The organism is Tabrizicola sp. (assembly GCF_034366665.1).
Taxonomy (GTDB): Bacteria; Pseudomonadota; Alphaproteobacteria; order Rhodobacterales; family Rhodobacteraceae; genus Tabrizicola.
In genome coordinates, this window is the sequence record NZ_JAXMMF010000136.1 from 1 (window position 1) to 22,965 (window position 22,965).

At 64.5% G+C, this 22,965-nt stretch carries 24 protein-coding genes; 12 read left to right on the top strand and 12 right to left on the bottom strand.

Going from position 1 to position 22,965, the window contains the following annotated elements; genetic code table 11:
* The 5 genes from U1E69_RS19500 to chvE all read right to left on the bottom strand — a co-directional run.
* A partial coding sequence (locus U1E69_RS19500) for an aldehyde dehydrogenase family protein (protein ID WP_322246086.1) occupies nt 1-592 on the bottom strand: 592 nt, incomplete at its 3' end.
* Between the two features lie 20 nt (nt 593-612).
* Complete coding sequence (gene araD1, locus U1E69_RS19505; protein ID WP_305570079.1) at nt 613-1,581, bottom strand: AraD1 family protein; 969 nt, start codon at nt 1,579-1,581, stop codon at nt 613-615.
* A gap of 8 nt (nt 1,582-1,589) precedes the next feature.
* Nucleotides 1,590-2,762 (bottom strand): multiple monosaccharide ABC transporter permease, encoded by a 1,173-nt coding sequence (mmsB, locus tag U1E69_RS19510; RefSeq protein ID WP_305570077.1) that lies wholly within the window; start codon nt 2,760-2,762, stop codon nt 1,590-1,592.
* Nucleotides 2,763-4,292: a multiple monosaccharide ABC transporter ATP-binding protein gene (gene mmsA, locus U1E69_RS19515; RefSeq protein WP_305570075.1), complete on the bottom strand. Its 1,530-nt coding sequence runs from the start codon at nt 4,290-4,292 to the stop codon at nt 2,763-2,765. It abuts the gene before it with no gap.
* A 62-nt stretch (nt 4,293-4,354) separates the two neighbouring features.
* Nucleotides 4,355-5,401 carry a multiple monosaccharide ABC transporter substrate-binding protein gene (gene chvE / locus U1E69_RS19520; RefSeq protein ID WP_416200308.1) on the bottom strand — a complete coding sequence of 349 codons (1,047 nt, stop codon included), beginning with the start codon at nt 5,399-5,401 and terminating at the stop codon, nt 4,355-4,357.
* Between the two features lie 165 nt (nt 5,402-5,566).
* On the opposite strand from chvE, the gene U1E69_RS19525 reads away from it, so the two are divergent.
* On the top strand, nt 5,567-6,496 hold the full coding sequence (locus U1E69_RS19525; RefSeq protein WP_322246088.1) for a LysR family transcriptional regulator: 930 nt from the start codon (nt 5,567-5,569) through the stop codon (nt 6,494-6,496).
* Here U1E69_RS19525 and U1E69_RS19530 read toward each other — a convergent pair.
* Genes U1E69_RS19530 through U1E69_RS19540 form a run of 3 tightly spaced genes read right to left on the bottom strand, consistent with a single transcriptional unit; the run spans nt 6,493 to nt 8,703 of the window.
* Entirely contained in the window at nt 6,493-7,290 is a 798-nt protein-coding gene (locus tag U1E69_RS19530) for a 3-methyl-2-oxobutanoate hydroxymethyltransferase (protein WP_322246089.1), read from the bottom strand. The genes U1E69_RS19525 and U1E69_RS19530 overlap by 4 nt on opposite strands.
* Nucleotides 7,290-7,601, bottom strand: coding sequence for a MocE family 2Fe-2S type ferredoxin (locus U1E69_RS19535; protein ID WP_322246090.1), 312 nt, complete (start codon nt 7,599-7,601; stop codon nt 7,290-7,292). Before U1E69_RS19535 ends, U1E69_RS19530 begins: the two co-directional genes overlap by 1 nt.
* A 10-nt stretch (nt 7,602-7,611) precedes the next feature.
* Nucleotides 7,612-8,703: a fatty acid desaturase family protein gene (locus tag U1E69_RS19540; protein ID WP_322246091.1), complete on the bottom strand. Its 1,092-nt coding sequence runs from the start codon at nt 8,701-8,703 to the stop codon at nt 7,612-7,614.
* A gap of 149 nt (nt 8,704-8,852) precedes the next feature.
* Here U1E69_RS19540 and U1E69_RS19545 point away from each other — a divergent pair, with 149 nt between their 5' ends.
* The 7 genes from U1E69_RS19545 to secB all read left to right on the top strand — a co-directional run bounded on the left by U1E69_RS19545 (nt 8,853) and on the right by secB (nt 15,675).
* Complete coding sequence (locus tag U1E69_RS19545; protein ID WP_322246092.1) at nt 8,853-9,884, top strand: LacI family DNA-binding transcriptional regulator; 1,032 nt, start codon at nt 8,853-8,855, stop codon at nt 9,882-9,884.
* 129 nt (nt 9,885-10,013) lie between these two features.
* A complete protein-coding gene (locus U1E69_RS19550; RefSeq protein WP_322246093.1) occupies nt 10,014-10,820 on the top strand; it encodes a TIM barrel protein in 807 nt (268 codons plus the stop codon).
* Between the two features lie 167 nt (nt 10,821-10,987).
* Complete coding sequence (locus U1E69_RS19555; RefSeq protein ID WP_322246094.1) at nt 10,988-11,929, top strand: substrate-binding domain-containing protein; 942 nt, start codon at nt 10,988-10,990, stop codon at nt 11,927-11,929.
* A gap of 108 nt (nt 11,930-12,037) precedes the next feature.
* Nucleotides 12,038-13,150: an ABC transporter permease gene (locus U1E69_RS19560; protein WP_322246095.1), complete on the top strand. Its 1,113-nt coding sequence runs from the start codon at nt 12,038-12,040 to the stop codon at nt 13,148-13,150.
* 5 nt (nt 13,151-13,155) lie between these two features.
* The gene (locus tag U1E69_RS19565) at nt 13,156-13,923 is read left to right on the top strand and encodes an ATP-binding cassette domain-containing protein (protein ID WP_322246096.1); all 768 of its coding nucleotides are present in this window, start codon (nt 13,156-13,158) and stop codon (nt 13,921-13,923) included.
* Nucleotides 13,924-13,963: 40 nt separating this feature from the next.
* Nucleotides 13,964-14,965: an inositol 2-dehydrogenase gene (gene iolG / locus U1E69_RS19570; RefSeq protein WP_322246097.1), complete on the top strand. Its 1,002-nt coding sequence runs from the start codon at nt 13,964-13,966 to the stop codon at nt 14,963-14,965.
* Nucleotides 14,966-15,147: 182 nt separating this feature from the next.
* Entirely contained in the window at nt 15,148-15,675 is a 528-nt protein-coding gene (secB, locus tag U1E69_RS19575; protein WP_322246098.1) for a protein-export chaperone SecB, read from the top strand.
* Nucleotides 15,676-15,758: 83 nt separating this feature from the next.
* Here secB and dnaQ read toward each other — a convergent pair whose 3' ends face one another.
* Genes dnaQ through U1E69_RS19595 form a run of 4 tightly spaced genes read right to left on the bottom strand, consistent with a single transcriptional unit; the run spans nt 15,759 to nt 18,505 of the window.
* Nucleotides 15,759-16,496, bottom strand: a complete 738-nt coding sequence (dnaQ, locus tag U1E69_RS19580; RefSeq protein ID WP_322246099.1) for a DNA polymerase III subunit epsilon — start codon at nt 16,494-16,496, stop codon at nt 15,759-15,761.
* On the bottom strand, nt 16,489-17,085 hold the full coding sequence (gene coaE / locus U1E69_RS19585; RefSeq protein WP_322246100.1) for a dephospho-CoA kinase: 597 nt from the start codon (nt 17,083-17,085) through the stop codon (nt 16,489-16,491). The genes dnaQ and coaE overlap by 8 nt, the downstream gene beginning before the upstream one ends.
* Nucleotides 17,082-17,921, bottom strand: a complete 840-nt coding sequence (locus U1E69_RS19590) for a shikimate dehydrogenase (RefSeq protein ID WP_322246102.1) — start codon at nt 17,919-17,921, stop codon at nt 17,082-17,084. Before U1E69_RS19590 ends, coaE begins: the two co-directional genes overlap by 4 nt.
* The gene (locus U1E69_RS19595; protein WP_322246103.1) at nt 17,918-18,505 is read right to left on the bottom strand and encodes a nucleoside triphosphate pyrophosphatase; all 588 of its coding nucleotides are present in this window, start codon (nt 18,503-18,505) and stop codon (nt 17,918-17,920) included. The genes U1E69_RS19590 and U1E69_RS19595 overlap by 4 nt, the downstream gene beginning before the upstream one ends.
* 412 nt (nt 18,506-18,917) lie before the next feature.
* On the opposite strand from U1E69_RS19595, the gene U1E69_RS19600 reads away from it, so the two are divergent.
* The 4 genes from U1E69_RS19600 to mnmE all read left to right on the top strand — a co-directional run bounded on the left by U1E69_RS19600 (nt 18,918) and on the right by mnmE (nt 22,956).
* Entirely contained in the window at nt 18,918-19,379 is a 462-nt protein-coding gene (locus U1E69_RS19600; protein ID WP_322246104.1) for a CopD family protein, read from the top strand.
* Nucleotides 19,373-20,272, top strand: a complete 900-nt coding sequence (locus tag U1E69_RS19605; protein ID WP_322246105.1) for a hypothetical protein — start codon at nt 19,373-19,375, stop codon at nt 20,270-20,272. The genes U1E69_RS19600 and U1E69_RS19605 overlap by 7 nt, the downstream gene beginning before the upstream one ends.
* A 116-nt stretch (nt 20,273-20,388) precedes the next feature.
* Nucleotides 20,389-21,660 (top strand): transcription termination factor Rho, encoded by a 1,272-nt coding sequence (gene rho, locus U1E69_RS19610; protein WP_322246106.1) that lies wholly within the window; start codon nt 20,389-20,391, stop codon nt 21,658-21,660.
* Between the two features lie 12 nt (nt 21,661-21,672).
* Nucleotides 21,673-22,956: a tRNA uridine-5-carboxymethylaminomethyl(34) synthesis GTPase MnmE gene (gene mnmE, locus U1E69_RS19615; protein WP_322246107.1), complete on the top strand. Its 1,284-nt coding sequence runs from the start codon at nt 21,673-21,675 to the stop codon at nt 22,954-22,956.
* The last annotated feature ends 9 nt before the right edge of the window (nt 22,957-22,965 follow it).

Here is a 22,965-nt window from a genome sequence, read left to right on the forward strand (position 1 = left end):
CCGCGTCAATCGCCTGCGCCACGATCTCGCCGGTGCCGGGGTGGGCGGAGTGGCCCTTGACCACCACCGGGCACCCGGCCGCCAGCGCCGAGGCCGTGTCGCCCCCGGCGACCGAAAACGCGAGCGGAAAGTTCGACGCGCCGAACACCGCGACCGGGCCGACGGGCCGCTGGATCAGCTTCAGGTCCGGGCGTGGCGCGGGCTGCCGGTCAGGCAGCGCCGCGTCATGCCGCCGGTCCAGCCAGCCGTCCTTCAGGATATGCGCGGCGAACAGGCGCAACTGGCTCGTCGTGCGCCCCCGCTCGCCTTCCAGCCGTGCCGCAGGCAAGCCGGTTTCCTGGGTGCCGATCTCGGTGATCTCGGCGCCGCGCGCGTCGATCTCGTCCGCGATGCGGGTCAGGAACGCTGCCCGCTCGGCCCGCGAGGTGGCCGCATAGGCCGGAAACGCCGCCTCTGCCGCCTCGCACGCGGCGGCGACATGCGCTGGCGTGCCAACCGAAAAGTCATGCGACGGCCCATGCGCGGGCGACGAGGCGAAGGTCTGGGCATTGCCTACCCATTCGCCCGCGATCAGGTGTTTTCCGGTCAGCATGAAGGCCTCGATTTCGGTGGTCAAAGTGGCAGGACGGACGTCGCGCCCTTGGTCTTGGGGGCAAACGACAGCGGGTTGCGCAGCGGTTGGCCGAAGGCGTCGGCCTCGATCTCGAACACGTCGCCGGGTTCGGTCTTGATGCCATCGGCATAGGACAGCGTTGCGGTGCCGAAGAAATGCACGTGCAGATCGCCCGGCTGACAGAAGATGCCATACTTGAAATGGTGATGCTCCAGGTTCGCCAGCGTGTGCGACATGTTCGCCTCGCCGCTGAGGAACGGCTTTTCCCACAAGACCGCGCCACCGCGCAGGATGCGGCTGGTGCCGCGCACATCTGCGGGCAACTCGCCCACCAGAATTTCCGGCCCGTAAGAGGCGACGCGCAGCTTGGAATGGGCCAGCCAGAGGTAATTCACCCGTTCGGTGACATGGTCGGAAAACTCGTTGCCCAAGGCCCAGCCGATCCGGTAGGGCGCGCCGTTCGGGCCGATCAGGTAGACGCCCGCAACCTCCGGCTCTTCGCCGCCATCCTCGGCGCAGGCCGGGGCTTCAAGGGCAGCACCGGGGGCGACGGCGGCATGGCCGTTGCCCTTGTAGAACCATTCGGGCTGCGCCCCGACCTCGCCCCTGGCCGGACGCCCGGCCTCCAGCCCCATGCGGAACATCTTCATGCTGTCGGTCAGCGTCTCGGCCCCTTCCAGCTTGGCGTGCATCGCATCGCGGGCCGAGGCCGACCCGAGGTGCGTCAGGCCCGTGCCCGTCAGATGCAGGTGCGCCGGATCGGGGTGGCTGACCGGCAATTCGAAGGTGGCGCGGCTCAGGTCCACCGCCTCACCCAGACCGCGGCGCGCCACTTCTTCGGCCAGCCCATGCCCCGCCGCAATCGCCGCCGTTGCCAGTTCATAGACCGACGCCGTGCCTTGCACCCGCCGCGCCTCGGCCCCCGTCCGGGCCACGACGCCCGCGCCCTTGACCGTCGATAGATGCATGTCCTGCCTCACTTGTTCTTGTTGTAGACGTCGAAGATCACCGCAGCCAGCAGCACCAGCCCCTTGATCATCTGCTGGTAATCGATGCCGACGCCAAGGATCGACATGCCCATGTTCATCACGCCCATGATCAAGGCACCGATCACCACGCCGACGATCTTGCCCGACCCGCCCGCCATCGCCGCGCCGCCGATGAACACGGCGGCGATGGCGTCAAGCTCGAACCCGGTCCCGGCCTTTGGCGTGGCCGAATTCAGGCGCGCGGTCACCATCATGCCCGCCAGCGCGGCAAGCACGCCCATGTTCACAAAGCAGAAGAACACCAGCCGTTCGGTGCGGATGCCCGACAGCTTGGCCGCCTTTTCATTGCCGCCGGTGGCATAGATGCGCCGCCCCTGCACGGTGTTTTCGGTGAAGAAGGCGTAAAGCACGATCAGCACCGTCAGCACGATCAGCACGTTCGGCAGCCCCCGGAACGAGGCAAGCTGATAGCCCACGAACGCCGTCGCCGCCGCAATCACCGCCGTGCGGCCCCAGAAAAGGCCTGCCGGTTCCGGCGTCACGCCAAATTCCGCATCACGCGCCCGCGCCCGCACGCCGATCCAGATCACCGCGCCAATCGCCAGCGCCGTGATGATCAGCGTCAGCCCGTGCGGCTTCATCAGCCCGGTCGGATCGGGAATGAACCCCGACGACATCGCCTGAAACGCCTTCGGGAACGGCCCGATGTTCTGGCCGCCCAGCATCAGCATCGTGGCGCCGCGGAACACCATCATCCCCGCCAGCGTCACGATGAACGACGGGATGCGCCAGAACGCCACCCAATAGCCCTGCGCCGCCCCGATCGCGCCGCCGACGATCAGCGTCAGCACGATCACCACCGGCACCGGCAGGTCCAGATCCACCGTCAGCCACGCCGCCACAGCCCCGGTGAACGCCGCAACCGACCCCACCGACAGGTCGATATGCCCCGACACGATGATCAACAGCATCCCCAGCGCGAGGATGATGACATGCCCGTTCTGCAGGAAGATGTTGGTGATGTTCGGCGCCTGCAGGAACATCGGCTTGCCCTGCGCCGACACCAGGATCGAAAACAGGACCACGATGGCGACCAGCGCCAGCAGCATCCCGTTTTCCCGCAGGTGTCCCCCCAGTGCGCTTTGCTTTGGTTCCGACATTCAGGCCACCCTCCCCACATCCTTGACGATCAGCGCCATGATCTTTTCCTGACTGGCCTCGCCCCGCGTCAGTTCCCCGACGATCCGGCCTTCGTTCATCACGTAGATCCGGTCGCACATCCCCAGCAGCTCCGGCATTTCCGAGCTGATCATCAGGATGCCGCGGCCCTGTTCGGCCAGCTCCTTCATGATCGTGTAGATCTCGAACTTCGCGCCCACATCAATGCCGCGCGTCGGTTCATCAAGGATCAGAAGCGCCGGGTCGGTGAACAGCCACTTCGACAGCACCACCTTCTGCTGGTTGCCGCCCGACAGGTTTACCACCTTTTGCTGCACGCCGGGCGTGCGGATCGCCAGTTGCTTGCGATACCCCTCCGCCACCTGCGCCTCGCGCCGCTTGTCCAGGATCGAGCGCGTCGCGATGCCGGCAAGGTTGGCAAGGCTGATGTTGCGCAGGATCGGTTCGTCAAGGATCAGGCCCAGCGCCTTGCGGTCCTCGGTCACGTAGGAAATCCCGGCCGCAATCGCCTTTGACACGGTCGACACGTCCACCGGCTTGCCGTGCATCCTGACGCTGCCCTGATGGCCCTTGCCGTAGCTGCGCCCGAAGATCGACATGGCAAGTTCGGTGCGCCCGGTGCCCATCAGCCCGGCGATGCCGACGATCTCGCCTTTGCGGATCGTCATCGACACGTTCTTGATCATCTGGCGCCCGGTCTGTTCGGGGTGCCAGCACGACCAGCCGTCTACCTCGAACAACACCTCGCCGGGGTGGCTTTCCCGTTCAGGGTAGCGGTGCGCCATGTCGCGGCCCACCATGTCGCGGATGATCCGGTCTTCGGATATTTCGGCCTTGGTCAGGGTGGAGACGGCGGCACCATCGCGGATCACGGTGATCCGGTCGGCCACGCGGGAAATCTCGTTCAGCTTGTGGCTGATCATGATCTGCGTGACGCCCTGCGCCTTCAACTCCAGCATCAGGTCCAGCAAACGGTCCGCATCCGCCTCCTGCAAGGCGGCGGTCGGTTCGTCGAGGATCAACAGCCGCACGTTCTTCGACAGCGCCTTGGCGATCTCGATCAACTGCTGCTTGCCGACACCAAGCTTGCCGACCACCGCGCTTGGCGGCTCGTTCAGGCCCACGCGGCGCAAGAGAGCGCCCGTTTTCTGAAACGCCAGCGGCCACGAGATCACGCCTTTCGACGCCACCTCGTTGCCCATGAACAGGTTCTCGGCGATCGACAGCAAAGGGATCAGCGCAAGTTCCTGATGGATGATGATGATGCCCTTTTCCTCGCTGTCGTGGATGCGCCGGTTGCGCAGGGGCTGGCCGTCATAGATGATTTCGCCGTCGAAGCTGCCATGCGGATATACCCCCGACAGCACCTTCATCAGCGTCGATTTGCCGGCACCGTTTTCGCCGCAGATCGCATGGATTTCTCCGGCCTCAACCGTCAGGCTGACCCGGTCAAGCGCCTTCACGCCCGGGAAGACCATCGAGATCTCCCGCATTTCCAGAAGTGTCGACATCGCCCCTCCCGCAAGGAACCTGCCTGCGCGACAATGGCGCAGGCAGGCCCGTCCAGATCAGCTTACTTCAGCTGGTCAGCGGTATAGTAGCCCGAACCGACGAGGATTTCTTCGTAGTTCGACAGGTTCACCGACACCGGCTCCAACAGATACGACGGCACGACCTTGACGCCGTTGTTGTAGGTTTCGGTGTCGTTGATTTCCGGCTCGCCACCGGCAAGCACGGCGTCGACCATCTTCACGGTCACCTTGGCCAGTTCGCGGGTGTCCTTGAACACGGTCGAATACTGCTCGCCCGCGATCATCGACTTTACCGACGGGATTTCAGCATCCTGCCCGGTGACGATCGGCATCTTCATGTCGCCCGAACCGTAGCCGACGCCCTTCAGCGACGACAGGATGCCGATGGAAAGCCCGTCATATGGCGACAACGCGCCATGCAACTGCTTGTCGCCGTAGTTCGACGACAGCAGGTTGTCCATCCGCGCCTGCGCCACCGCGCCATCCCAGCGCAGCGTGCCGACCACGTCCATGCCGGTCTGACCCGACGGAATGGCGATATCGCCCGCGTCGATCATCGGCTGCAGCACGCTCATCGCGCCGTCGTAGAAGAAGAACGCGTTGTTGTCGTCGGGCGAGCCGCCGAAGAGTTCGACGTTCCACGGCTTCACGTCGGGGAAACGCTCTTTCAGACCGGCAACCAGGCTTTCGGCCTGCTGCACGCCGACCTTGAAGTTGTCGAAGGTGGCGTAATAGTCGACCGAACCGGAATCGCGGATCAGGCGGTCATAGGCGATGATCTTGATGCCCTGTGCGGCGGCGTTGTCCAGCGCGTTCGACAGCGTGGTGCCGTCGATGGCCGCGATCACCAGCGCCTTGACGCCCGAGGTGATCATGTTCTCGATCTGGTTCAGCTGGGTCGGGATATCGTCTTCGGCGTATTGCAGGTCGGTGGCATAGCCAGCGTCCTGGAACGCCTTGACCATCGACTCGCCGTCCGAGATCCAGCGCGACGAGGATTTGGTCGGCATCGCGATGCCGATGGTGCCCTTGTCCTGGGCGAAGGCGGGCAGCGCCGACAAAGCAGCCGTGGTGCCGGCAAGGGCCATAAGGCCGCGGCGGGTCAAGATCATCTTGTTTCCTCCCGATGATTCTTCGTTTGCATCCGCTTTGGGCACGCCGGGGCGACCCCTGCTTACGGACGAGGCGCAGATTGCGCAGGTGACCCATGCGTGTCAAATAGGGTCTATGCATGAAGACTTGGCTATTTTGATATGAATCCGACTGAATCGACCCTTGCGATCCAGCTTCGCCGCCTGAAGCCGGTGCAACTGCGGCTGTTGGCGGAGTTAAGCCAGGTGGGTGCGTTGGGGGTGGCTGCGGCGCGGATCGGGGTGGCGCAGCCTGCCGCCTCACGCCTGCTGGCCGAGATGGAAGAGCTGCTGGGGTTGGCCCTGCACGAACGGCAGGGGCGTGGGCTGCGGCTGACCGAAGTGGGCCTGTCCTTGGCACGGCGGGCCGCCCGGATCGAGATCGAGCTGGCCGATGCCGCCCGTGAGCTGGCCGAGGCGGCGACCGGGCGGGCAGGCGTGGTGCGGGTCGGCGCGGTGACGGGTCCGGCGCTTAGCCTGGTGATGCCGGTGCTGATCGCCCTGCAACGCGAGTTGCCCGAGTTCCGCGCCGAAGTGACGGTCGCCACCTCACTGAACCTGTGCGAGCAGCTGCGCGACGGGCGGCTGGACTTTGCGCTTGCGCGGCTTTCGCCCGGTGAAACCCAGCTTGAGGCGCGCGTCCTGGCGGTCGAGCCCCTGTCGCTGGTGGTGCGGCGCGGCCATCCGCTTCTGGTCCGGCCGATCCTGTCGCTGGACGACCTCATGACCTACGACTGGGTGATGGGTGATGACGAGACGCTGTTGACCCAGACGGTGGTCAGCCGCCTGACCGAACTGGGCCTGCCGCAGCCAAAACGGCGGATCTCGACCTCGTCCTTCCTGTTCACGCTGGCGCTGTTGAACCAGACCGATGCGATTGCACCGCTGGCGACTCCGGTCGTCGACAGCTTTGCCGGTAACCCGTCGGTCCCGTTCGTGTCGCTGCCGATCGACATGGGTCTGGCGGTGGCGCCGTTTAGCCTGGTCACGCGAGCCGGGGCGCAGATGACGCCCCCGGCCCAGCGGTTGATCGAGGCGATCCTGGCGGTCTAGGCGTTCTGGTCCAGCCAGTCGGCAAAGTCCGCAACGACCTGGGGGTCGCAGTCCACAAGATGTTGCGGGGCGGGGTAGTCGCCGTCGTGGACGTCCTTGGCAAAACGGCTCATCGCGTCGATCCGCAGGGTTTGAAGGCGGTCGTATTCGGCGGCGAAGTCGGCGTAGACCTTGGCGTGGCGAGGGATGCGGCCTCGGTTCTGACCCAGTACGTCGTCGGAGAAAAGGTACTGCGCGTGCCCACCCGCGCCTGCGCCCATCGAGATCAGGAAGAGGTTTGTCCGTTCCGCGATCAGGCGGGTGATGGAATGGGGCACAACCTCGATTTCCACCGCGAAGGCCCCAGCGTCTTCCAGCGCCTTGCACTGCCGCCAGACGAGTTGAGCGGTTTCAAGCGTCTTGCCCACAGCCTTGAAGCCGCCGGTCCAGGTGCGCTTTGAGGGGATCAGGCCGACATGGCCACAGACCGGAAGGGCGTGGTCGGCCATCGCTTTCACGGTCGCCAAAGAGCCGGAACAGTAGAAGGCATCCGCCCCGTGTTTATACAGCGGGAAGGCCCAGCGCAGGAAATCGTCCGTGGCTCCGATTTCGTAGAAGTTGTCGCCCGGGAAGATGAAGGCATCCGGCGCGACCTCGCGGAAGCGACCGTCGAAGACCATCGCGGGCGGGACGGACAGAAGCTCGACTCCGGCGCGGGCGGCGGCCTCGGCTTCCTCCAGCGTCTCGACCCGCAGCATGGCGAACTGGTGCTTGCCGCGCTGGTCGAGCAGGTCCTTGACCGTCAGGCGGGCCATCAGACGACCTCGACGAAGACGCGGTCGCCTTCGACTTTTACGGGGAAGGTCCGCAGGTTGACGCAGACCGGGGCACGCATCGCCTCGCCCGTGCGATAGTCGAACTGGCCGTTGTGCTTGGGGCATTCGATCAGGTTGCCCATCACGAGCCCGTCGCAGAGGTGGACGTTTTCGTGGGTGCAGAGGCCGGCGGTGGCGAAGAACTCCCCCTCGGGCGAGTGATAGAGCGCGAAGGTCTGGCCGGCGTGATCCCAGCGGATCAGGTCTTCCTCGTCTATGTCGGTGGTAGAGCAGGCGTCGATCCAGGGCATGTCGCTGTCCTTATTCTGCGGCGGCGGGGGGCATCATGCCCGGCACGTATTGGTGGAAATCCTCGCGGTAGGGCTTGGCGGTGGGCGGCAGGTCGCGGCGGATGAAGTAATCCTGGTTCATGATCTGCCGCTTCAGCGCGGGCCACATCTCGCGAAACGCCTGGGCGATGGAGGTGTTGGGCGGCGGCAGGTCGGCCTTGATGACTTCATGCAGGCGCGGAAGGGCGTGGTAGGGGACCATCGGGAACATGTGGTGTTCGACGTGGTAGTTCATGTTCCAGTAGATGAAGCGGCTGATCGGGTTCATGTAGACGGTGCGGCTGTTCAGCCGGTGATCGACGACGTTGTCCGCAAGCCCTCCGTGCTGCAGAAGCCCGGTCATGATGTGATGCCAGGCGCCATACATCCGGGGCAGGCCGATCACCATCAGGGGCAGGATCGACCCCATCCAGACCGCCAGCGCGATGGTCGCCGCGTAGATCGAGACATGGATGATGGCGACACGCTGCACCTTGCCCCATTCGCTTTGCGGGACGTAGGTGCGTTCCTCGGGCGTCGGACCAGAGACGGCGTTGCGCAGGATGCGGGGGACGAAGGCAATAACGTCCAGGATGCCGAAGAAGTTCAGGATGAGCTTCGCCAGTTCCGGGGGCCGCATCACGGCGATTTCTGGGTCGCGGCCGACGAAGTAGGTTTCGGAATGGTGGCGCGCGTGGCTCCAGCGCCAGGTGGCCGAGTTGCGCATGATCATGAAGCTTGCGATCTGGTAGACGACGTCATTCATCCAGGGCGTCTTGAACGCGGTACCGTGGCCGCATTCATGCCAGCGCGAGTCCGAGGCCGATCCGTAAAGAACGCCGTAAGCCAGCCAGAACGGGATTGACCACAACGACGGCCACAGCGCGATGCCGATGCCCGCCAGCAGGATCATGCTGCCGTAATAGATGATCGTATCGCGGATCGCGGGCGCATCGCTGCGGGCCATCAGGTCCTTCATCACCTTGCGGGGGACCTCGGTATGATACCACTCGGCCGCCGTCAGCCCGCTTTCGACGGCGCGCTTGGCGTCGGGCCCGAAAAGGCTGTAGTCGCGATTGCTCATCCGTTGACCTCCGCTGTCACACCCCTGACAAGGGCGCCTCCGTGTCGTGGATAAGTCGGCCTTGGGCAAATCACCAATAGGCTTGATTGCAGGTTTCGTCATGATCCATCATGATTGGGCATCAACTTGATGGAATTTCGTCAGACCAGATGGCAAACCGGCCCACGATCCACGATGTCGCCCGCGAAGCAGGCGTGTCCAGCGCCACGGTGGACCGCGTCCTGAACGGGCGCGAGAAGGTGCGCGAGGAAACCGCGCGCAAGGTCTATGAGGCGGCGCGGCTGATCGGCTATCACGCGGCACCCTTGATCGGGCAGCGGGTCCATGCCGACCTGCCCCGCTTGCGCTTGGGTCTTGTCCTGCACAAGGAACGCCAGTCCTTCTACCAGCAGTTTAGGGCCGAGGCCGAGCGGGCGGTGACCCAGGCGGTGGGCGTCCGCGCGTCGTTGCAGGTGGCCTTCGCATCGTCGCAGTCGCCCAAGGATTTCACCGAGCTGATGGAGGCGATGGTGGGCCGCGTCGATGCCATCGCGGCGACGGCGGTGACGCACCCCGAGGTCACGGAAGCGGTCATGCGGCTGAACGCCAAGGGCATCCCGTGCTTTTCGCTGCTGAACGACTTCGGCCAGGGCGTGCGGCAGAATTACCTTGGCCTGAACAACCTGAAGGTCGGGCGGATTGCGGCGCACATGATTGCCACCTCGTCCCACCATGCGGGGAAGATCGCGGTGTTCGTGGGCGGCTATCGCTGGCACGGGCATGAGTTACGCGAGACGGGGGTGCGCAGCTATTTCCGCGAACACGCGCCGCAGTTTCAAGTCCTGGACACGCTGATCAACCTGGAGACGCGGCAGCTGACCTATGAGGCGACGCTGGACCTGCTGTCGCGCCACCCCGACCTGCGGGGCATCTATTGCGCCGGCGGCGGGATGGAGGGGGCCATCGCAGCAGTGCGTGAGGCACGGCAACCCGGCGAGGTGGCGCTGGTCGTGAACGAACTGACGCCGGAAAGCCGGGCCGCGCTGATCGGGCGGCATGTGACGATGGTCATAGCGACCCCATTGCAGCGGTTGTGCGATGATCTGGTTCGACTGGCGACCGAAGCGGTGACCGAAGGCATGGTCCCGGTTCAGGGCCAGCATTTCCTGCAGCCCGACCTTTACCTGCCCGAAAGCGTTTGACGAAAAGACATCACCGTCCTGCGTGTCAATTCGTCAGGGATGATGGGAACGCCCCGCGACGGATTGACGCGATGGCAGAGTCTCGGGGATGGTCCGCCCCAAGAAACTGCCGCGGTTGGGAGGCCGGGAATGACCCACTTCGCTTTGAACCACATGACGGTGGCCCGCCTTTCGTTCCGTGACCTTGTCGCTCTGGCCAAGGATCTGGGCTGCGTCGGGATCGAGGTCCGCAACGACCTGCCCCAGCCGCTGTTCGACGGGATGGACCCGGCCGAGGGTGGGGCTTTTGTCCGCGAGAACGGGTTGCGCCTGCTGGCCGTCGCCGAGGTCAAGCGCTTCAACGACTGGTCCGAAGACAAGGCGGCCGAAGCGCTGGCGCTGATGAAGATCGCGCAGGCTGCCGGTGCGGAAGCCGTCAGCCTGATCCCGCGCAACGACAACCTTGGTATGGGCAACGGTGAGCGACAGGCGAACCTGCGCGTGGCGCTGAAGGCGCTGAAGCCGATGCTGGAGGATCACGGGCTGGTCGGCTTGGTCGAGCCGCTGGGTTTCGAGATCTGCGCGCTGCGTTACAAGACCGAGGCCGTCGAGGGGATCGAGGCGGTGGGCGGCAAGGGCCGGTTCAAGCTGGTGCATGACACGTTCCATCATACGCTGGCCCACGGTGGCCCGCTGTTCCCGGACCATACCGGAATTGTCCATGTCTCGGGCGTGGTCGACCAGGAGGTTGGCATCAGCGAGATGCGCGACCCGCACCGGGTGCTGGTGACGCCGGGCGACCGTCTGGGCAACGTCGAACAGATTGCCGCTCTGCAAGCTGCAGGCTGGAACGGTCCCGTCAGCTTCGAGGCGTTCTCGCCAGACATCCACGCGCTGACGGACCCTGCCCCGGCGCTGCGGGCCAGCATGGACCACATGGCGCGGGTTCCGGCATGACCGGCTTTGCAACCGGTTGCAAGAATCGGTTGACGCAGAAGAGGCGACTGCCCAGTCTGCGAGTGCGGACCTGACAGGTTCATCCGCGCCCCGCAGGGAGGCGGCGTCGCGGCAATCAGAATTGAACCGCTGTATGGACGGCGGACAATAACCGGGAGGAGTGACCCATGAAGAAGACTCTTATCGCAGCAGGCTTTGCCTCGCTGATGACCACGACCGCGATGGCCGACGGGATCGGCGTTTCGATGGCCGCTTTCGACGACAACTTTCTGACCGTGCTGCGCAACGGCATCCAGTCGCAGGCTGATGCCGCTGGCCTTTCGGTGCAGATCGAGGATGCCCAGAACGACGTCGCCAAGCAGCTGGACCAGATCAACAACTTCATCGCCAGCGGTGTGGATGCGATCATCGTGAACCCGGTCGACACCTCGGCCACGCAGGCGATGTCGGATGCCGCCGCTGCCGCAGGCGTGCCGCTGGTCTATGTGAACCGCCAGCCGATCAACGTCGACACGCTGCCCGATGGCCAGGCTTTCGTCGCGTCCAACGAATCCGACTCGTCGCGCCAGGGTTTCATCGAGCAGTGCAACCAGTGGAAGGCTGCCGGCAAAGAAGAAGTCAGCGTCTACGTCATGCAGGGTGAACTGTCGAACCAGGCCGCCGTGCAGCGCACGCAGAACTACTACGACGTGATGGAAGCGGGCGAATGCGCGGTGAAGGTCACCGTGATCGACCAGCAGACCGCCAACTGGTCGCGTGACCAGGCCCAGTCGCTGATGACCAACTGGCTCTCGACCGGCGCTGCCTTCGACGGCGTGCTGGCCAACAACGACGAGATGGCTCTGGGCGCGATCCAGGCGATCAAGGCTGCTGGCATCGGCATGGATGCGGTGATCGTATCGGGTGTGGACGCGACGCAGGACGCGTTTGCCTCGATGCAGGCCGGGGAACTCGACATCACCGTGTTCCAGAACGCGGCGGCCCAGGGCGGCGGCGCGCTGGATGCGGCGGTCAAGCTGTCGAAGGGCGAAGCCGTCGAGAAGAAGGTCTACATCCCGTTCGAGCTGGTGACCCCGGCGAACATCGACGGCTACCTGTCGAAGAACTAAGCCCCTTCCGGGTACCTTGCGGGGCGGCTGGCAACAGTCGCCCCGCTTTTCTGGCGCGGATGGGGTAACATCGGCCAACCTGATTGCATCCTGGGGGAGGGGCGCGACGTGGCAGACGCAACGCATGGGCTTGGCGGCCTGAAATACGACCCGGCAAAGCGCACCCGCGCGCCCGAATGGAACGTATTCGGCGCCCTGGTCCTGATCGTCCTGGTCTTCGAGATCCTGAACCGCCTTCAGGGGGGCTCGTTCCTGTTCAACATGCGCGACAATGTCGACGCGATCTTCAACCAGCAGCGGCTGGATATCATGATCCTGCAGGTCGCGATCATCGGGATCATCGCGCTGGGGGTGACCCAGGTCATCATCATCGGCGGGATCGACCTGTCGTCGGGGTCCGTGGTGGGTGCGACGGCGATGGTGGTGATGAGTTTTGCCCAGACTGCGATGGTCAACGGCAACCCGAACCCGAAGGCGATCTTCGGCGACTGGGCGATGGACCTGCCGGTGATCGTCCCGATTGTCATCGGCCTTGCCTGCGGGCTTTTCGCGGGCCTGATCAACGGCTTGCTCATCGCCTACACCAAGATACCGCCCTTTATCGCCACGCTTGGCGTCATGGTTTCGGCCCGGGGCGTCGCGCGCTGGTGGTCGAACGGCCAACCGGTCAGCTTTCCGACCGAGACCTATGCGACCCTTGCAAACGGCGATCTTCTTGGCGGCATGACCTTCGGGCTTCTGTCGTGGCAGGGCCAGAACCCGGCCGTGGTCTTTGTCCTGCTGGCGATCCTGTTCCACGTCATCATGACCTACACGCTCTATGGAAAGCGCTGCTATGCCATCGGCTCGAACGAGGCGGCGGCGCGGATGTCGGGGATCAACGTCGACCGGCACAAGGTGCTTGTCTATGCCATCGCCGGACTGCTGGCGGCCGTTGCAGCGGTGCTGCTGACGTCGAAGAACCTGACGGCTCAGGCCGGGATGGGGGTGATGTACGAACTTGACGCCATCGCGATGGCAGTGATCGGCGGCATCAGCCTTGCGGGGGGTCGCGGTTCGATCATCGGCACGGTGCTGGGGGCGGCGATCTTTTCGGTGATCATCTCGGGCTTCACCTCGATCAAGCTGGACGCCTACTACCAGGAAATGGTCAAGGGCGCGATCATCGTCGGCGCGGTGGTGCTGGACCAGTGGCGTCAACGCAAACGGACCCGGGGGTAAGTGCGATGAGCAAGATCATTCTGGAAACCCGCGGCCTGACCAAGCATTACGGTGGCGTGCATGCGCTGGACGATGCCAATTTCATCCTGCACGAGGGCGAGCATGTCGCCGTGGTGGGGGACAACGGGGCGGGGAAATCCACCTTCGTCCGCCAGGTGACGGCGGTAGAGCAGCGGACATCGGGCGATGTCATCTTTGACGGCCAGCCGGTGCAGTTTGCGGGCCCGCTGGAGGCGCGGCAGGCCGGGATCGAAACGGTGTTCCAGACGCTGGCGCTGGCCGATGATCTGGATGTGCCATCGAACCTGTTCCTGGGGCGCGAGCTTTTCAAGTTCAAGCTGGGGCCGTTCTCCTGGCTGGACCGCAAGACGATGCGCGAGCGGACGATGGAGGCTTTGGCGACGACGGCGGTGAAGATCCCCAACGTCGACAACCCGATCCGCAACATGTCGGGCGGGCAACGGCAGTGCGTCTCCATCGCGCGGACGGCGGCTTTTGCGTCGAAACTGGTGATCATGGACGAACCCACAGCGGCGCTGGGGGTGCAGGAGACGGCTCAGGTGGAAAACATCATCCGGGGCCTGAAGGAGCGCGGCATCCCGATGATCCTGATCAGCCACAACCTGCGGCAGGTGTTCGATCTGGTCGACCGGATCGTGGTTTTTCGCCGCGGTCGCATCGTCGCCTCCTTGCGGAAGGACGAGACCGACGGCAATGACATCGTGAGCTACATCACGGGCGTAAAGGGTGGCACGGACGCCACCTACGCCTGAAGTTTGAAAGCCGGGGTCAGCCCGGGGCTAAGGAGAGACTATGACGATCAGGTTCGGGCTTCTGGGTGCGGGGCGCATCGGGAAGGTTCATGCGAAAGCGGTTTCCGGAAACCCCGGCGCGACGTTGGTGGCGGTGTCGGATGCGATGCCAGCGGCGGCGCAGGCGATTGCGGATCAGTATGGCTGTGACGTGCGTTCGATTGATGCGATCTGCGCGGCCAAGGATATCGACGCGGTGGTGATCTGCACGCCGACAGATACCCATGCCGACCTGATCGAGCAGTTCGTGAAGGCCGGCAAGGCCGTGTTCTGCGAAAAGCCCATCGACCTGTCGCTGGCCCGCGTGAAGCAGTGCCTGGAGGTCGTCCGCGCCAACAAGGGCACGCTGATGGTCGGCTTCAACCGCCGCTTTGACCCGCATTTCATGGCGGTGCGGGGCGAGATCGACAAGGGGACCATCGGCGATGTGGAGATGGTGACGATCACCAGCCGCGATCCGGGGGCACCTCCGGTCGATTATATCAAGCGGTCGGGCGGGATCTTCCGGGACATGACGATCCATGACTTCGACATGGCGCGGTTCCTGCTGGGGGAGGAAGTGTCCGAGGTCTCGGCGATGGCGGCGGTTCTGGTGGACCCAGGCATCGGCAAGGCGGGGGACAGTGACTCGGTTCAGGTGATGCTGAAGACGGCGACGGGGAAGATGGCGGTGATCTCGAACTCGCGCCGGGCAACCTATGGCTACGATCAGCGGATCGAGGTGCACGGGTCGGCAGGGTCGGTCGCGGCGGAAAACCAGCGGCCGGTGTCCATCGAGGTCGCAACCGGGGCGGGCTATACCCGGCCGCCGCTGCATGACTTCTTCATGACCCGCTATACCGAGGCCTATGCGGCCGAGATTGCGGCCTTCATCGACGCGATGGCGGGCAAGGCCAAGGCCTCGCCTTCGGGTGAAGATGGGTTGCTGGCCCTGGCGCTGGCCGAGGCGGCCTTGAAGTCGGTCGCCGAAGGGCGGATCGTCAAGATGACCGAGATTCTGTAAGGCCACTGCGCGCGGGCAGGTTTGCCGAGTGAATGAAATCAGGCGCTTGCTTGCAGTCGTTCGCGAAAACTCAAGGAATGGCCGGCCCCGGGGGTCGGCCCTTTTCATTGACGACAACCGCAGCATTGAGAGCGGCCCTCCGACCTGATAGAAGGCGGCGAAATTCTCGAGGAGAGACCGAAATGGGACAGGAAACCCCGGCAGAAAACGGCGCCGCAACCGCAGCCGCCACCCCGCCGCAAGTCAAGATGCAGGTGCTGGCCCAGTATGTGCGCGACCTGTCGTTCGAGAATGTGGTTGTGCAGAAGGGCCTGACGGCAGGCGAGGTTCAGCCCGATATCCAGGTTGCGGTCAGCCTTGACGCCCGCAAACGCCCGGTCGCGAACCAGTACGAGGTGATCACCAAGTTCAAGGTGACCTCCAAGAACAAGGTCAACGGCGACGTGCTGTTCCTGCTGGAGCTGGAATACGGCGGGACCTTCCATATCGAAGGCGTGGCGGAGGAGCAGATCCATCCGTTCCTGCTGATCGAATGCCCGCGGCTGTTGTTCCCCTTCGTGCGCCGCATCATCTCGGACGTGACGCGGGATGGAGGCTTCCCGCCGCTGAACGTCGATACCGTCGACTTCATGGCGCTGTATCGGCAGGAATTGGCGCGCCGGGCGCAGGCGCAGGCGGCCTCGGCTGCACCGTCATCGCAGGTCAACTGAGGGGATTTCCCCCTCACCCTGACCCTCTCCCCCTGGGGGAGAGGGGACGCAAGGTGGACCGGCAGTTCCCGGATGGCCGACCGTCAGGCGTCTTTCTTCCAGATCGCCGCATCCCCCAGCTTGCTGACCATCGCGGCATGGGCGGCCAGTTCTTCCTGAGTGATCCGGGGCGCAAGCGGCTCGGGCCGAGGGCGGGGGCGCCAGGTGATCGCCTCACCCGACGCGCTGCGGGCAGGCGCGGGGGCAACGCTGGCAAGGACCAGATCCGGCTGGCGACCGCCGATCAGCTCTAGATAGACTTCGGCCAGGATTTCGCTGTCGAGAAGCGCGCCGTGCTTTTCGCGCATCGAATTGTCGATGCCGAAGCGCCGGCACAGCGCGTCAAGCGAGGCCGGGGAGCCAGGGAACTTGGATCGGGCAATCATCAGGGTGTCGGTCGCGCGGGCGAAGGGCAGGCCGGGCAGACCGCTGCGTTCCAGTTCGAAGTTCAGGAATTTCATGTCGAATGCGGCGTTGTGGATCACAAGCTTCGCGTCGCCGATGAAATCAAGGAAGGCCTGACCGATCCGGGCGAAGACCGGCTTGTCGCGCAGTGTCACCCCGCCAGGAGCAGCTTTTCCGGGGGTTTCCAGGATGTCGTGGCCGATGCCGTGCACTTCGAACGCGCCCGCAGGCATGCCGCGTTCGGGGTTGATGTACTGGTGGTAGGTGCGCCCTGTCGGCAGGTGATTGAAGAGTTCTATGGCACCGATTTCCACGATGCGGTGGCCTTCGGCGGGCTCGAACCCGGTGGTTTCGGTGTCGAGGACGATTTCACGCATCTTTGGTCCGCCGGATGTCTGCCAGCACATCTTTCACGGCTTGGCGGGCGGCTTCAAGGCTGGTTGTGGGAATGACGTAGGTGGCCCGCTTGCGCTTTTCGGCATCGGGCAGCTGGCGGGCGAGGATGGTCTGAAACTCGGCCTCGGTCATTGCACCGCGCGAGAGGACGCGGTCGCGCTGGACCTCGGGTGGGGCGGAGACGACGGCGACGGCATCGCACGCGGTGTCGAGGCCGATCTCGAACAGCAGGGGCACGTCGAGAAGGACGATTTCGGCGGCTTCATGGGCTGCAAGGAAGGCGGCGCGGTCGGCGGCAACAAGCGGGTGGACGGCCGCATTCAGGCGGTCGAGCACGCTGGGATCGTCCTGGATCAAGGTGCGAAGGGTGGCGCGGTTGACGGTGCCATTCGCGTCGATGGCCGTGGGGAAGAGCTGTCCGATGGTCAGGGCGGCGGGTTGGCCGGGTTGATACAGGCGGTGGACAGTCGCGTCGGCGTCCCAGACGGGCAGGCCCGCATCGGCGAACATTGCCGCCGTGGTGGATTTGCCCATGCCGATGGAGCCGGTAAGGCCGAGAATGAAGCTCATGCCGCGAGGACGGCCTTGCGGGTGGCTTCGTCCACTTCGGGGCGCTGGCCGAACCAGCGTTCAAAACCCGGGGCGGCCTGGTGCAGAAGCATGCCAAGGCCGTCGACGACGGTGGCGCCGCGCTCTTCGGCCTCGATCAGGAAGTGGGTTTTCAGCGGGGTGTAGACCAGGTCGTTGCACAGGGCCCTGGGGTTCATCCGGTACAGTGGGACGTGGAAGTCCTGCTTGCCGGTCATGCCAAGCGACGTCGTGTTGATGACTGTAACCGCGTCGTCCATCAGGTTCGGGGCCTGGGTCCAGTCGTGGACATGGATCTTGGCACCGAAGTCGTGGCGGATCGCGTCGGCCCGGGCGCGGGTGCGGTTGGTGAGACGAATCTCGGGAACGCCCACCTCGATCAGCGCGGCGACGACAGCGCGGGCGGCTCCTCCTGCGCCAAGGACGACCGCGGGACCGGAGGCGGGTTTCCAGTCGGGCGCGTTCTGGCGGAGGTTGGCGATGAAGCCCGAGCCGTCGGTGTTGTCGGCGTGGATCTTGCCGTCCTTGCGGAAGATCAGCGTGTTGGCCGCCCCGATCAGGGCGGCGCGGTCAGTGACGACGTCGGCGATCTGAAGGATGGCTTCCTTGTGCGGGATGGTGACGTTGCAGCCGACGAAGCCCAGTTCCGGCAGGGTGCGCAGAAGGCGCGAGAGGTCGAGTGGGGCAATGTCGATGGGGATGTAGTGGCCCTTGATGCCGTAGCGCTTGAGCCAGTAGCCGTGCAGGGCGGGGCTGCGGCTGTGCGCGATGGGGTGGCCCAGGACGGCAGCAAGCGGGATGCGGGGATGGTCGGTCATGTGGCGATCATGCCCCGGTTCCCTGCCCAAGCCAACAGCGGCAAAAGCGGTAGGCCGAGAATGGTGAAGTGGTCGCCGGTGATGGCGGAGAAGAGGCGAACACCCTCTTCCTCGATCTTGTAGCAGCCGACGGAGTGGCGGATCGAGTCCCAGTTTCTGGAGACGTAGTCGTCAAGGTAGGCATCCGTGAATTGGTGCATGGTCAGGCGGGCTTCCCCGACAAAACGCCAGACGGGTTCGGCGTTCTCATAGACGACGAGGGCGGAGAGAAGCTTGTGGGTCTTGCCCCGCAGTTGGCCAAGTTGCGCGCGCGCGTCGTCGGGGGTTTCGGGCTTGGCAAAGGTTTCGCGGTCGAGCGCCAGGACCTGATCGCAGCCAAGGACGAGGTCCGTGGGGTGCTTCTCGGCGACCTTGCGGGCCTTCATCTCGGCCAAGGTATCGGCGATGTCGCGGGGATGCGCGCCCTCGGCGACAAGAGCGTCGCGGATGGTCGCCTCATCGACGCGGGGGGCGACGGGCGTAGGGTCGAGGCCGGCGGCGCGAAGCATGGCGAGGCGGGTCGAGGAGGTGGAGGCGAGGATCATGGGGGCTGTGGATATCCGCGGTTTGTTCCTGGGGCCTTGTCGGGCGAAAACGGGCAGCCGCCGGGGGTCTGTGGGCATCTGGCACGGTCGGCGGCGTTCGGGCCAGAGATATCCCGCTGTGCATGGGCTTGTCACGCGGGACGGGAGAAGTTCTTGTGCCGGGGGTGGGGATGCAACTCGCCTGTGGATTGTGTTCAGGCTATATTTCCTATAACCATATGATTTACATTGATTTATTATAAAGACTCCATCGAGAGTGGAACTTTTCCCGGACTTGTCCCCAGCCCCCTCCCTGTGGATGGCTCTGGGGGCGGGTCAAGAAATCCCGTTCTGCACAGGCCCTACATCATCAACATTCCTTCTTTCATTCTTTCTTTATAGAAGAAGGACGACGGCAGTACTGGTGGACAAGATGCTTCAGACGATCACGGATTTCCTGGCCGACTGGTACCTGGTGACGAAGTCGCTGCATGTGGTGTCGGTGATCTCGTGGATGGCCGGGATCTTCTATCTGCCCCGGCTGTTCGTCTACCACGTCGAGCAGGTCGAGGCCGGGTCGGCGACGGACAAGATGTTCCAGACGATGGAGCGGCGGCTTTTGCGGGGGATCATGAACCCGGCGATGATGGCGACCTGGGTGTTCGGGCTGGCGCTGGTGTTCACGCCGGGTATCGTCGACTGGTCAGCGCCCTGGTCTTGGGCCAAGGCCGCGGCGGTGCTGGCGATGACGTGGTTTCACCATTGGCTGGGCCTGCGTCGCAAGGAGTTCCTTGCCGGCACCAATAGCCGCCCGGGGAGGACCTACCGGATGATGAACGAGGTGCCGACAGTGCTGATGGTCATCATCGTCTTCTCGGTCATCCTTCGGTGGTAAGGCTGGTCTGTCTTCTGGCGTTCTGCGCCGCGCCGGCTTTTGCGGACCTGTTGCCCGAGGGGCAGGATCGCCGGGACATTCCCTTTGCGGTCGTTGATGGCAAGCCGATGCTGGAGGTGACTGTAGGCGGTCAGCCGGGCCAGCTGATGCTGGACAACGGGACGCCCGAGGTGGTGATGCTGAACCGAGACGCGGCCCAGCTGGCACTGGGGCAGGAGGTTGCGCGGGGCAATGCGGCCTCGGGTCAGCCGATCATCGTGATGCTGCACGACGCACCGGAGCTGCAGGTTGACGGACAAGTCCTGGCTTTGCCTGCAAAAGTGGTCAGCGGTGATTTCGGCTTTGTTGAAGCTGGCTTCGGTGAAGGGTTCATGGGGTTTCTCGGCTCACCTGCCGTAGAGCCGCACCCGTTTCTGGTGGACTATGCACGCAAGCGGCTGGTGATCCTGCGAGAGGGAACCGTTGCGCTGACCCCGGAAGATGTTCGTGGCGAGGTGGTCTTTTCCTACTGGAAGGGCGAACAGCCGACCTCGGCGGTGCAGATCGGCGATCGGGTGATGCTGGTCGATATCGACACCGGCGACAACGGGACGCTGTATCTGCGACCCGAGACGCAAGAGGCGTTGGTGGCGTCCGGCCTTTTGACCGGCGGACCCGATCTGTGGGACCTGTCCTCCATCCGGCTGGGGGAAACCGAGTTTGGGCCGATCACGGTGTCGCTGGTTAAGGCAGGCGGTCCGACGGATTTCCGCCGCAGCGGCCCGTCTGACTTTCTGCGCCTTGGGGCAAAGTTTCTGGCAGATCATCCGACGCTGTGGGATTTCCCGCAGAACCGGCTGGTCTTTCTGGCCCCCGGCGCGGCGCTGTTGGCCGATCCCGGTTTGCCAGATTGACTTTGTCTGCCGCCGCAGTGTAAACGGGCGCCGCAGGGCCGTCCGGTCCAACGCACTTCCCGTTCCAAACTCGCGACGATCCGCCCTTACGGCGCTGATCCGCCCAAAGGTATTCCATGACTGTCGAACGCTTGAACCTCTCTGAACTCAAGGCCAAGACCCCGGCCGATCTTCTCGCCATGGCCGAGGAGTGGGAGATCGAGAACGCGCCCTCTATGCGCAAGGGCGAGATGATGTTCTCGCTGTTGAAAGAGCATGCCGAGGAAGGCTGGGAGATCGGCGGCGACGGCGTGCTGGAAGTGCTGCAGGACGGGTTCGGGTTCCTGCGTTCGCCCTCGGCCAACTACCTGCCAGGCCCGGATGACATCTACGTCGGCCCCGAAATCCTGCGCCAGTTTTCCTTGCGCACCGGGGACACCATCGAAGGCCTGATGCAGGCCCCGAAGGACAACGAGAAGTATTTCAGCATGACCAAGGTCACGCGGATCAACTTCGACGACCCGGAAAAGGCGCGCCACAAGGTCCACTTCGACAACCTGACGCCGCTTTACCCCGATGAGCGGCTGAAGATGGAGGTCGAGGACCCGACGATCAAGGACCGCTCGGCCCGGATCATCGACCTGGTGGCCCCCATCGGCAAAGGCCAGCGGGGCCTGATCGTCGCCCCGCCGCGGACCGGCAAGACGGTGCTGTTGCAGAACATCGCCAACTCCATCGCGCAGAACCACCCGGAGTGCTATCTGATCGTCCTTCTGATCGACGAACGCCCCGAGGAAGTCACCGACATGCAGCGCACGGTGAAGGGTGAGGTTGTCGCCTCGACCTTCGACGAACCGGCAACGCGGCACGTCGCGGTGGCGGAAATGGTGATCGAAAAGGCCAAGCGCCTGGTCGAACACAAGCGCGACGTGGTGATCCTCTTGGACTCGATCACCCGTCTCGGGCGCGCGTTCAACACCGTCGTGCCGTCGTCGGGCAAGGTGCTGACGGGCGGTGTGGACGCGAACGCCCTGCAGCGCCCGAAGCGGTTCTTCGGTGCGGCCCGGAACATCGAGGAAGGCGGGTCGCTGACCATCATCGCCACCGCGCTGATCGACACCGGCAGCCGGATGGACGAAGTCATCTTCGAAGAATTCAAGGGCACGGGTAACTCGGAAATCGTGCTGGACCGCAAGGTCGCCGACAAGCGCGTCTTCCCGGCGATGGACATCCTCAAGTCCGGCACCCGGAAAGAGGACCTTCTGGTCGACAAGATGGACCTGCAGAAGACCTACGTCCTGCGCCGCATCCTGAACCCGATGGGGACGACGGATGCCATCGAGTTCCTGATCGGCAAGCTGAAGCAGACCAAGTCGAACTCTGACTTCTTCGAGTCGATGAACACCTAAAGGGCGAAGGCGATGGACACGATCTATGCCCTCGCCACGGCGCGGGGTCGGTCGGGCCTCGCCGTGGTACGGATCTCGGGACCGGGCGCGTTTGCGGCCGGTCTTGCGCTTTGTGGGTCCTTGCCAGCGGCGCGGGTGGCGGGGCTGCGGCGGCTGGTTTGGGATGGCGAGCTGCTGGACGAGGCGCTGGTGGTTTCCTTCGCCGAGGGGGCCAGTTTTACCGGCGAGGCGGTGGTGGAGCTGCACTGTCACGGTGGCCCGGCGGTCGTGGGCACGGTGCTGCGGGCATTGTCCGCGCAACCGGGGCTGCGGCTGGCAGAACCCGGGGAGTTCACCCGCCGCGCGCTGGAAAACGGCGTGCTGGACTTGGCACAGGTTGAAGGCCTGGCCGACCTGATCGACGCCGAGACCGAAGCGCAGCGGCGTCAGGCGGTCCGGGTGCTGTCAGGGTCGGTTGGGCAGAAGGTCGACGGCTGGCGGCGCGATCTGATCCGGGCCGGGGCTTTGCTGGAGGCCACGATTGATTTCGCGGATGAAGACGTGCCGGTGGATGTCTCGCCCGAGGTGCTGGCGCTGATCGACGGGCTGATGGCCGACCTGGGGCGCGAAGCGGCGGGGGTGACGGCGGCAGAGCGCATCCGGGACGGGTTCGAGGTGGCCATCGTGGGGGCTCCGAATGCGGGCAAGTCGACGCTGCTGAATCAGCTGGCGGGGCGCGAAGCGGCGATTACGTCCGAGATTGCCGGGACCACCCGCGATGTGATCGAGGTTCGGATGGAGATTGCCGGGCTGCCAGTGACATTCCTGGACACGGCGGGCCTGAGGGACACTGAGGATCGGCTGGAACGCGCCGGGATCGAGCGGGCTTTGGCCCGGGCCGAATGTGCAGACCTGCGGCTGTTCCTGACGGATGGGTCACCTTTGCTGTTGGAACCAATGGGCGATGATCTTGTGGTAATGGGCAAATCGGATACCAAATCTGGTTGGCCTGGGCTAGCTGTATCGGGCAAGACTGGTCAGGGTGTGCCAGAACTGATGGCCCGGATCGGTGAAACCCTAAGTCAGCGGGTAGGCTCGGCCGGCGCGTTGGTGCGCGAACGGCATCGCGTTGCTGTTACAACTGCGATTGCCGCTCTGGCCGAGTCACGGGCGGAAGTGGTAAGACCCGACTCACGCGTCGAGCTGGCGGCGGAGCATCTGCGGCAGGCCGTCCGGGCACTGGATGCGCTGGTCGGCCGGGTGGATGTCGACGACCTTCTGGGTGAGATTTTTGCCAGCTTCTGCATCGGTAAGTGAGGGTTTCAC

What these genes read in the sequence shown, in the direction of transcription:
- araD1 (WP_305570079.1), bottom strand. Translation starts at nt 1,581, where the DNA reads ATGCATCTATCGACGGTCAAGGGCGCGGGCGTCGTGGCCCGGACGGGG.
- mmsB (WP_305570077.1), bottom strand. Translation starts at nt 2,762, where the DNA reads ATGTCGGAACCAAAGCAAAGCGCACTGGGGGGACACCTGCGGGAAAAC.
- mmsA (WP_305570075.1), bottom strand. Translation starts at nt 4,292, where the DNA reads ATGTCGACACTTCTGGAAATGCGGGAGATCTCGATGGTCTTCCCGGGC.
- chvE (WP_416200308.1), bottom strand. Translation starts at nt 5,401, where the DNA reads ATGGCCCTTGCCGGCACCACGGCTGCTTTGTCGGCGCTGCCCGCCTTC.
- U1E69_RS19525 (WP_322246088.1), top strand. Translation starts at nt 5,567, where the DNA reads ATGAATCCGACTGAATCGACCCTTGCGATCCAGCTTCGCCGCCTGAAG.
- U1E69_RS19530 (WP_322246089.1), bottom strand. Translation starts at nt 7,290, where the DNA reads ATGGCCCGCCTGACGGTCAAGGACCTGCTCGACCAGCGCGGCAAGCAC.
- U1E69_RS19535 (WP_322246090.1), bottom strand. Translation starts at nt 7,601, where the DNA reads ATGCCCTGGATCGACGCCTGCTCTACCACCGACATAGACGAGGAAGAC.
- U1E69_RS19540 (WP_322246091.1), bottom strand. Translation starts at nt 8,703, where the DNA reads ATGAGCAATCGCGACTACAGCCTTTTCGGGCCCGACGCCAAGCGCGCC.
- U1E69_RS19545 (WP_322246092.1), top strand. Translation starts at nt 8,853, where the DNA reads ATGGCAAACCGGCCCACGATCCACGATGTCGCCCGCGAAGCAGGCGTG.
- U1E69_RS19550 (WP_322246093.1), top strand. Translation starts at nt 10,014, where the DNA reads ATGACCCACTTCGCTTTGAACCACATGACGGTGGCCCGCCTTTCGTTC.
- U1E69_RS19555 (WP_322246094.1), top strand. Translation starts at nt 10,988, where the DNA reads ATGAAGAAGACTCTTATCGCAGCAGGCTTTGCCTCGCTGATGACCACG.
- U1E69_RS19565 (WP_322246096.1), top strand. Translation starts at nt 13,156, where the DNA reads ATGAGCAAGATCATTCTGGAAACCCGCGGCCTGACCAAGCATTACGGT.
- iolG (WP_322246097.1), top strand. Translation starts at nt 13,964, where the DNA reads ATGACGATCAGGTTCGGGCTTCTGGGTGCGGGGCGCATCGGGAAGGTT.
- secB (WP_322246098.1), top strand. Translation starts at nt 15,148, where the DNA reads ATGGGACAGGAAACCCCGGCAGAAAACGGCGCCGCAACCGCAGCCGCC.
- dnaQ (WP_322246099.1), bottom strand. Translation starts at nt 16,496, where the DNA reads ATGCGTGAAATCGTCCTCGACACCGAAACCACCGGGTTCGAGCCCGCC.
- coaE (WP_322246100.1), bottom strand. Translation starts at nt 17,085, where the DNA reads ATGAGCTTCATTCTCGGCCTTACCGGCTCCATCGGCATGGGCAAATCC.
- U1E69_RS19590 (WP_322246102.1), bottom strand. Translation starts at nt 17,921, where the DNA reads ATGACCGACCATCCCCGCATCCCGCTTGCTGCCGTCCTGGGCCACCCC.
- U1E69_RS19595 (WP_322246103.1), bottom strand. Translation starts at nt 18,505, where the DNA reads ATGATCCTCGCCTCCACCTCCTCGACCCGCCTCGCCATGCTTCGCGCC.
- U1E69_RS19600 (WP_322246104.1), top strand. Translation starts at nt 18,918, where the DNA reads ATGCTTCAGACGATCACGGATTTCCTGGCCGACTGGTACCTGGTGACG.
- rho (WP_322246106.1), top strand. Translation starts at nt 20,389, where the DNA reads ATGACTGTCGAACGCTTGAACCTCTCTGAACTCAAGGCCAAGACCCCG.
- mnmE (WP_322246107.1), top strand. Translation starts at nt 21,673, where the DNA reads ATGGACACGATCTATGCCCTCGCCACGGCGCGGGGTCGGTCGGGCCTC.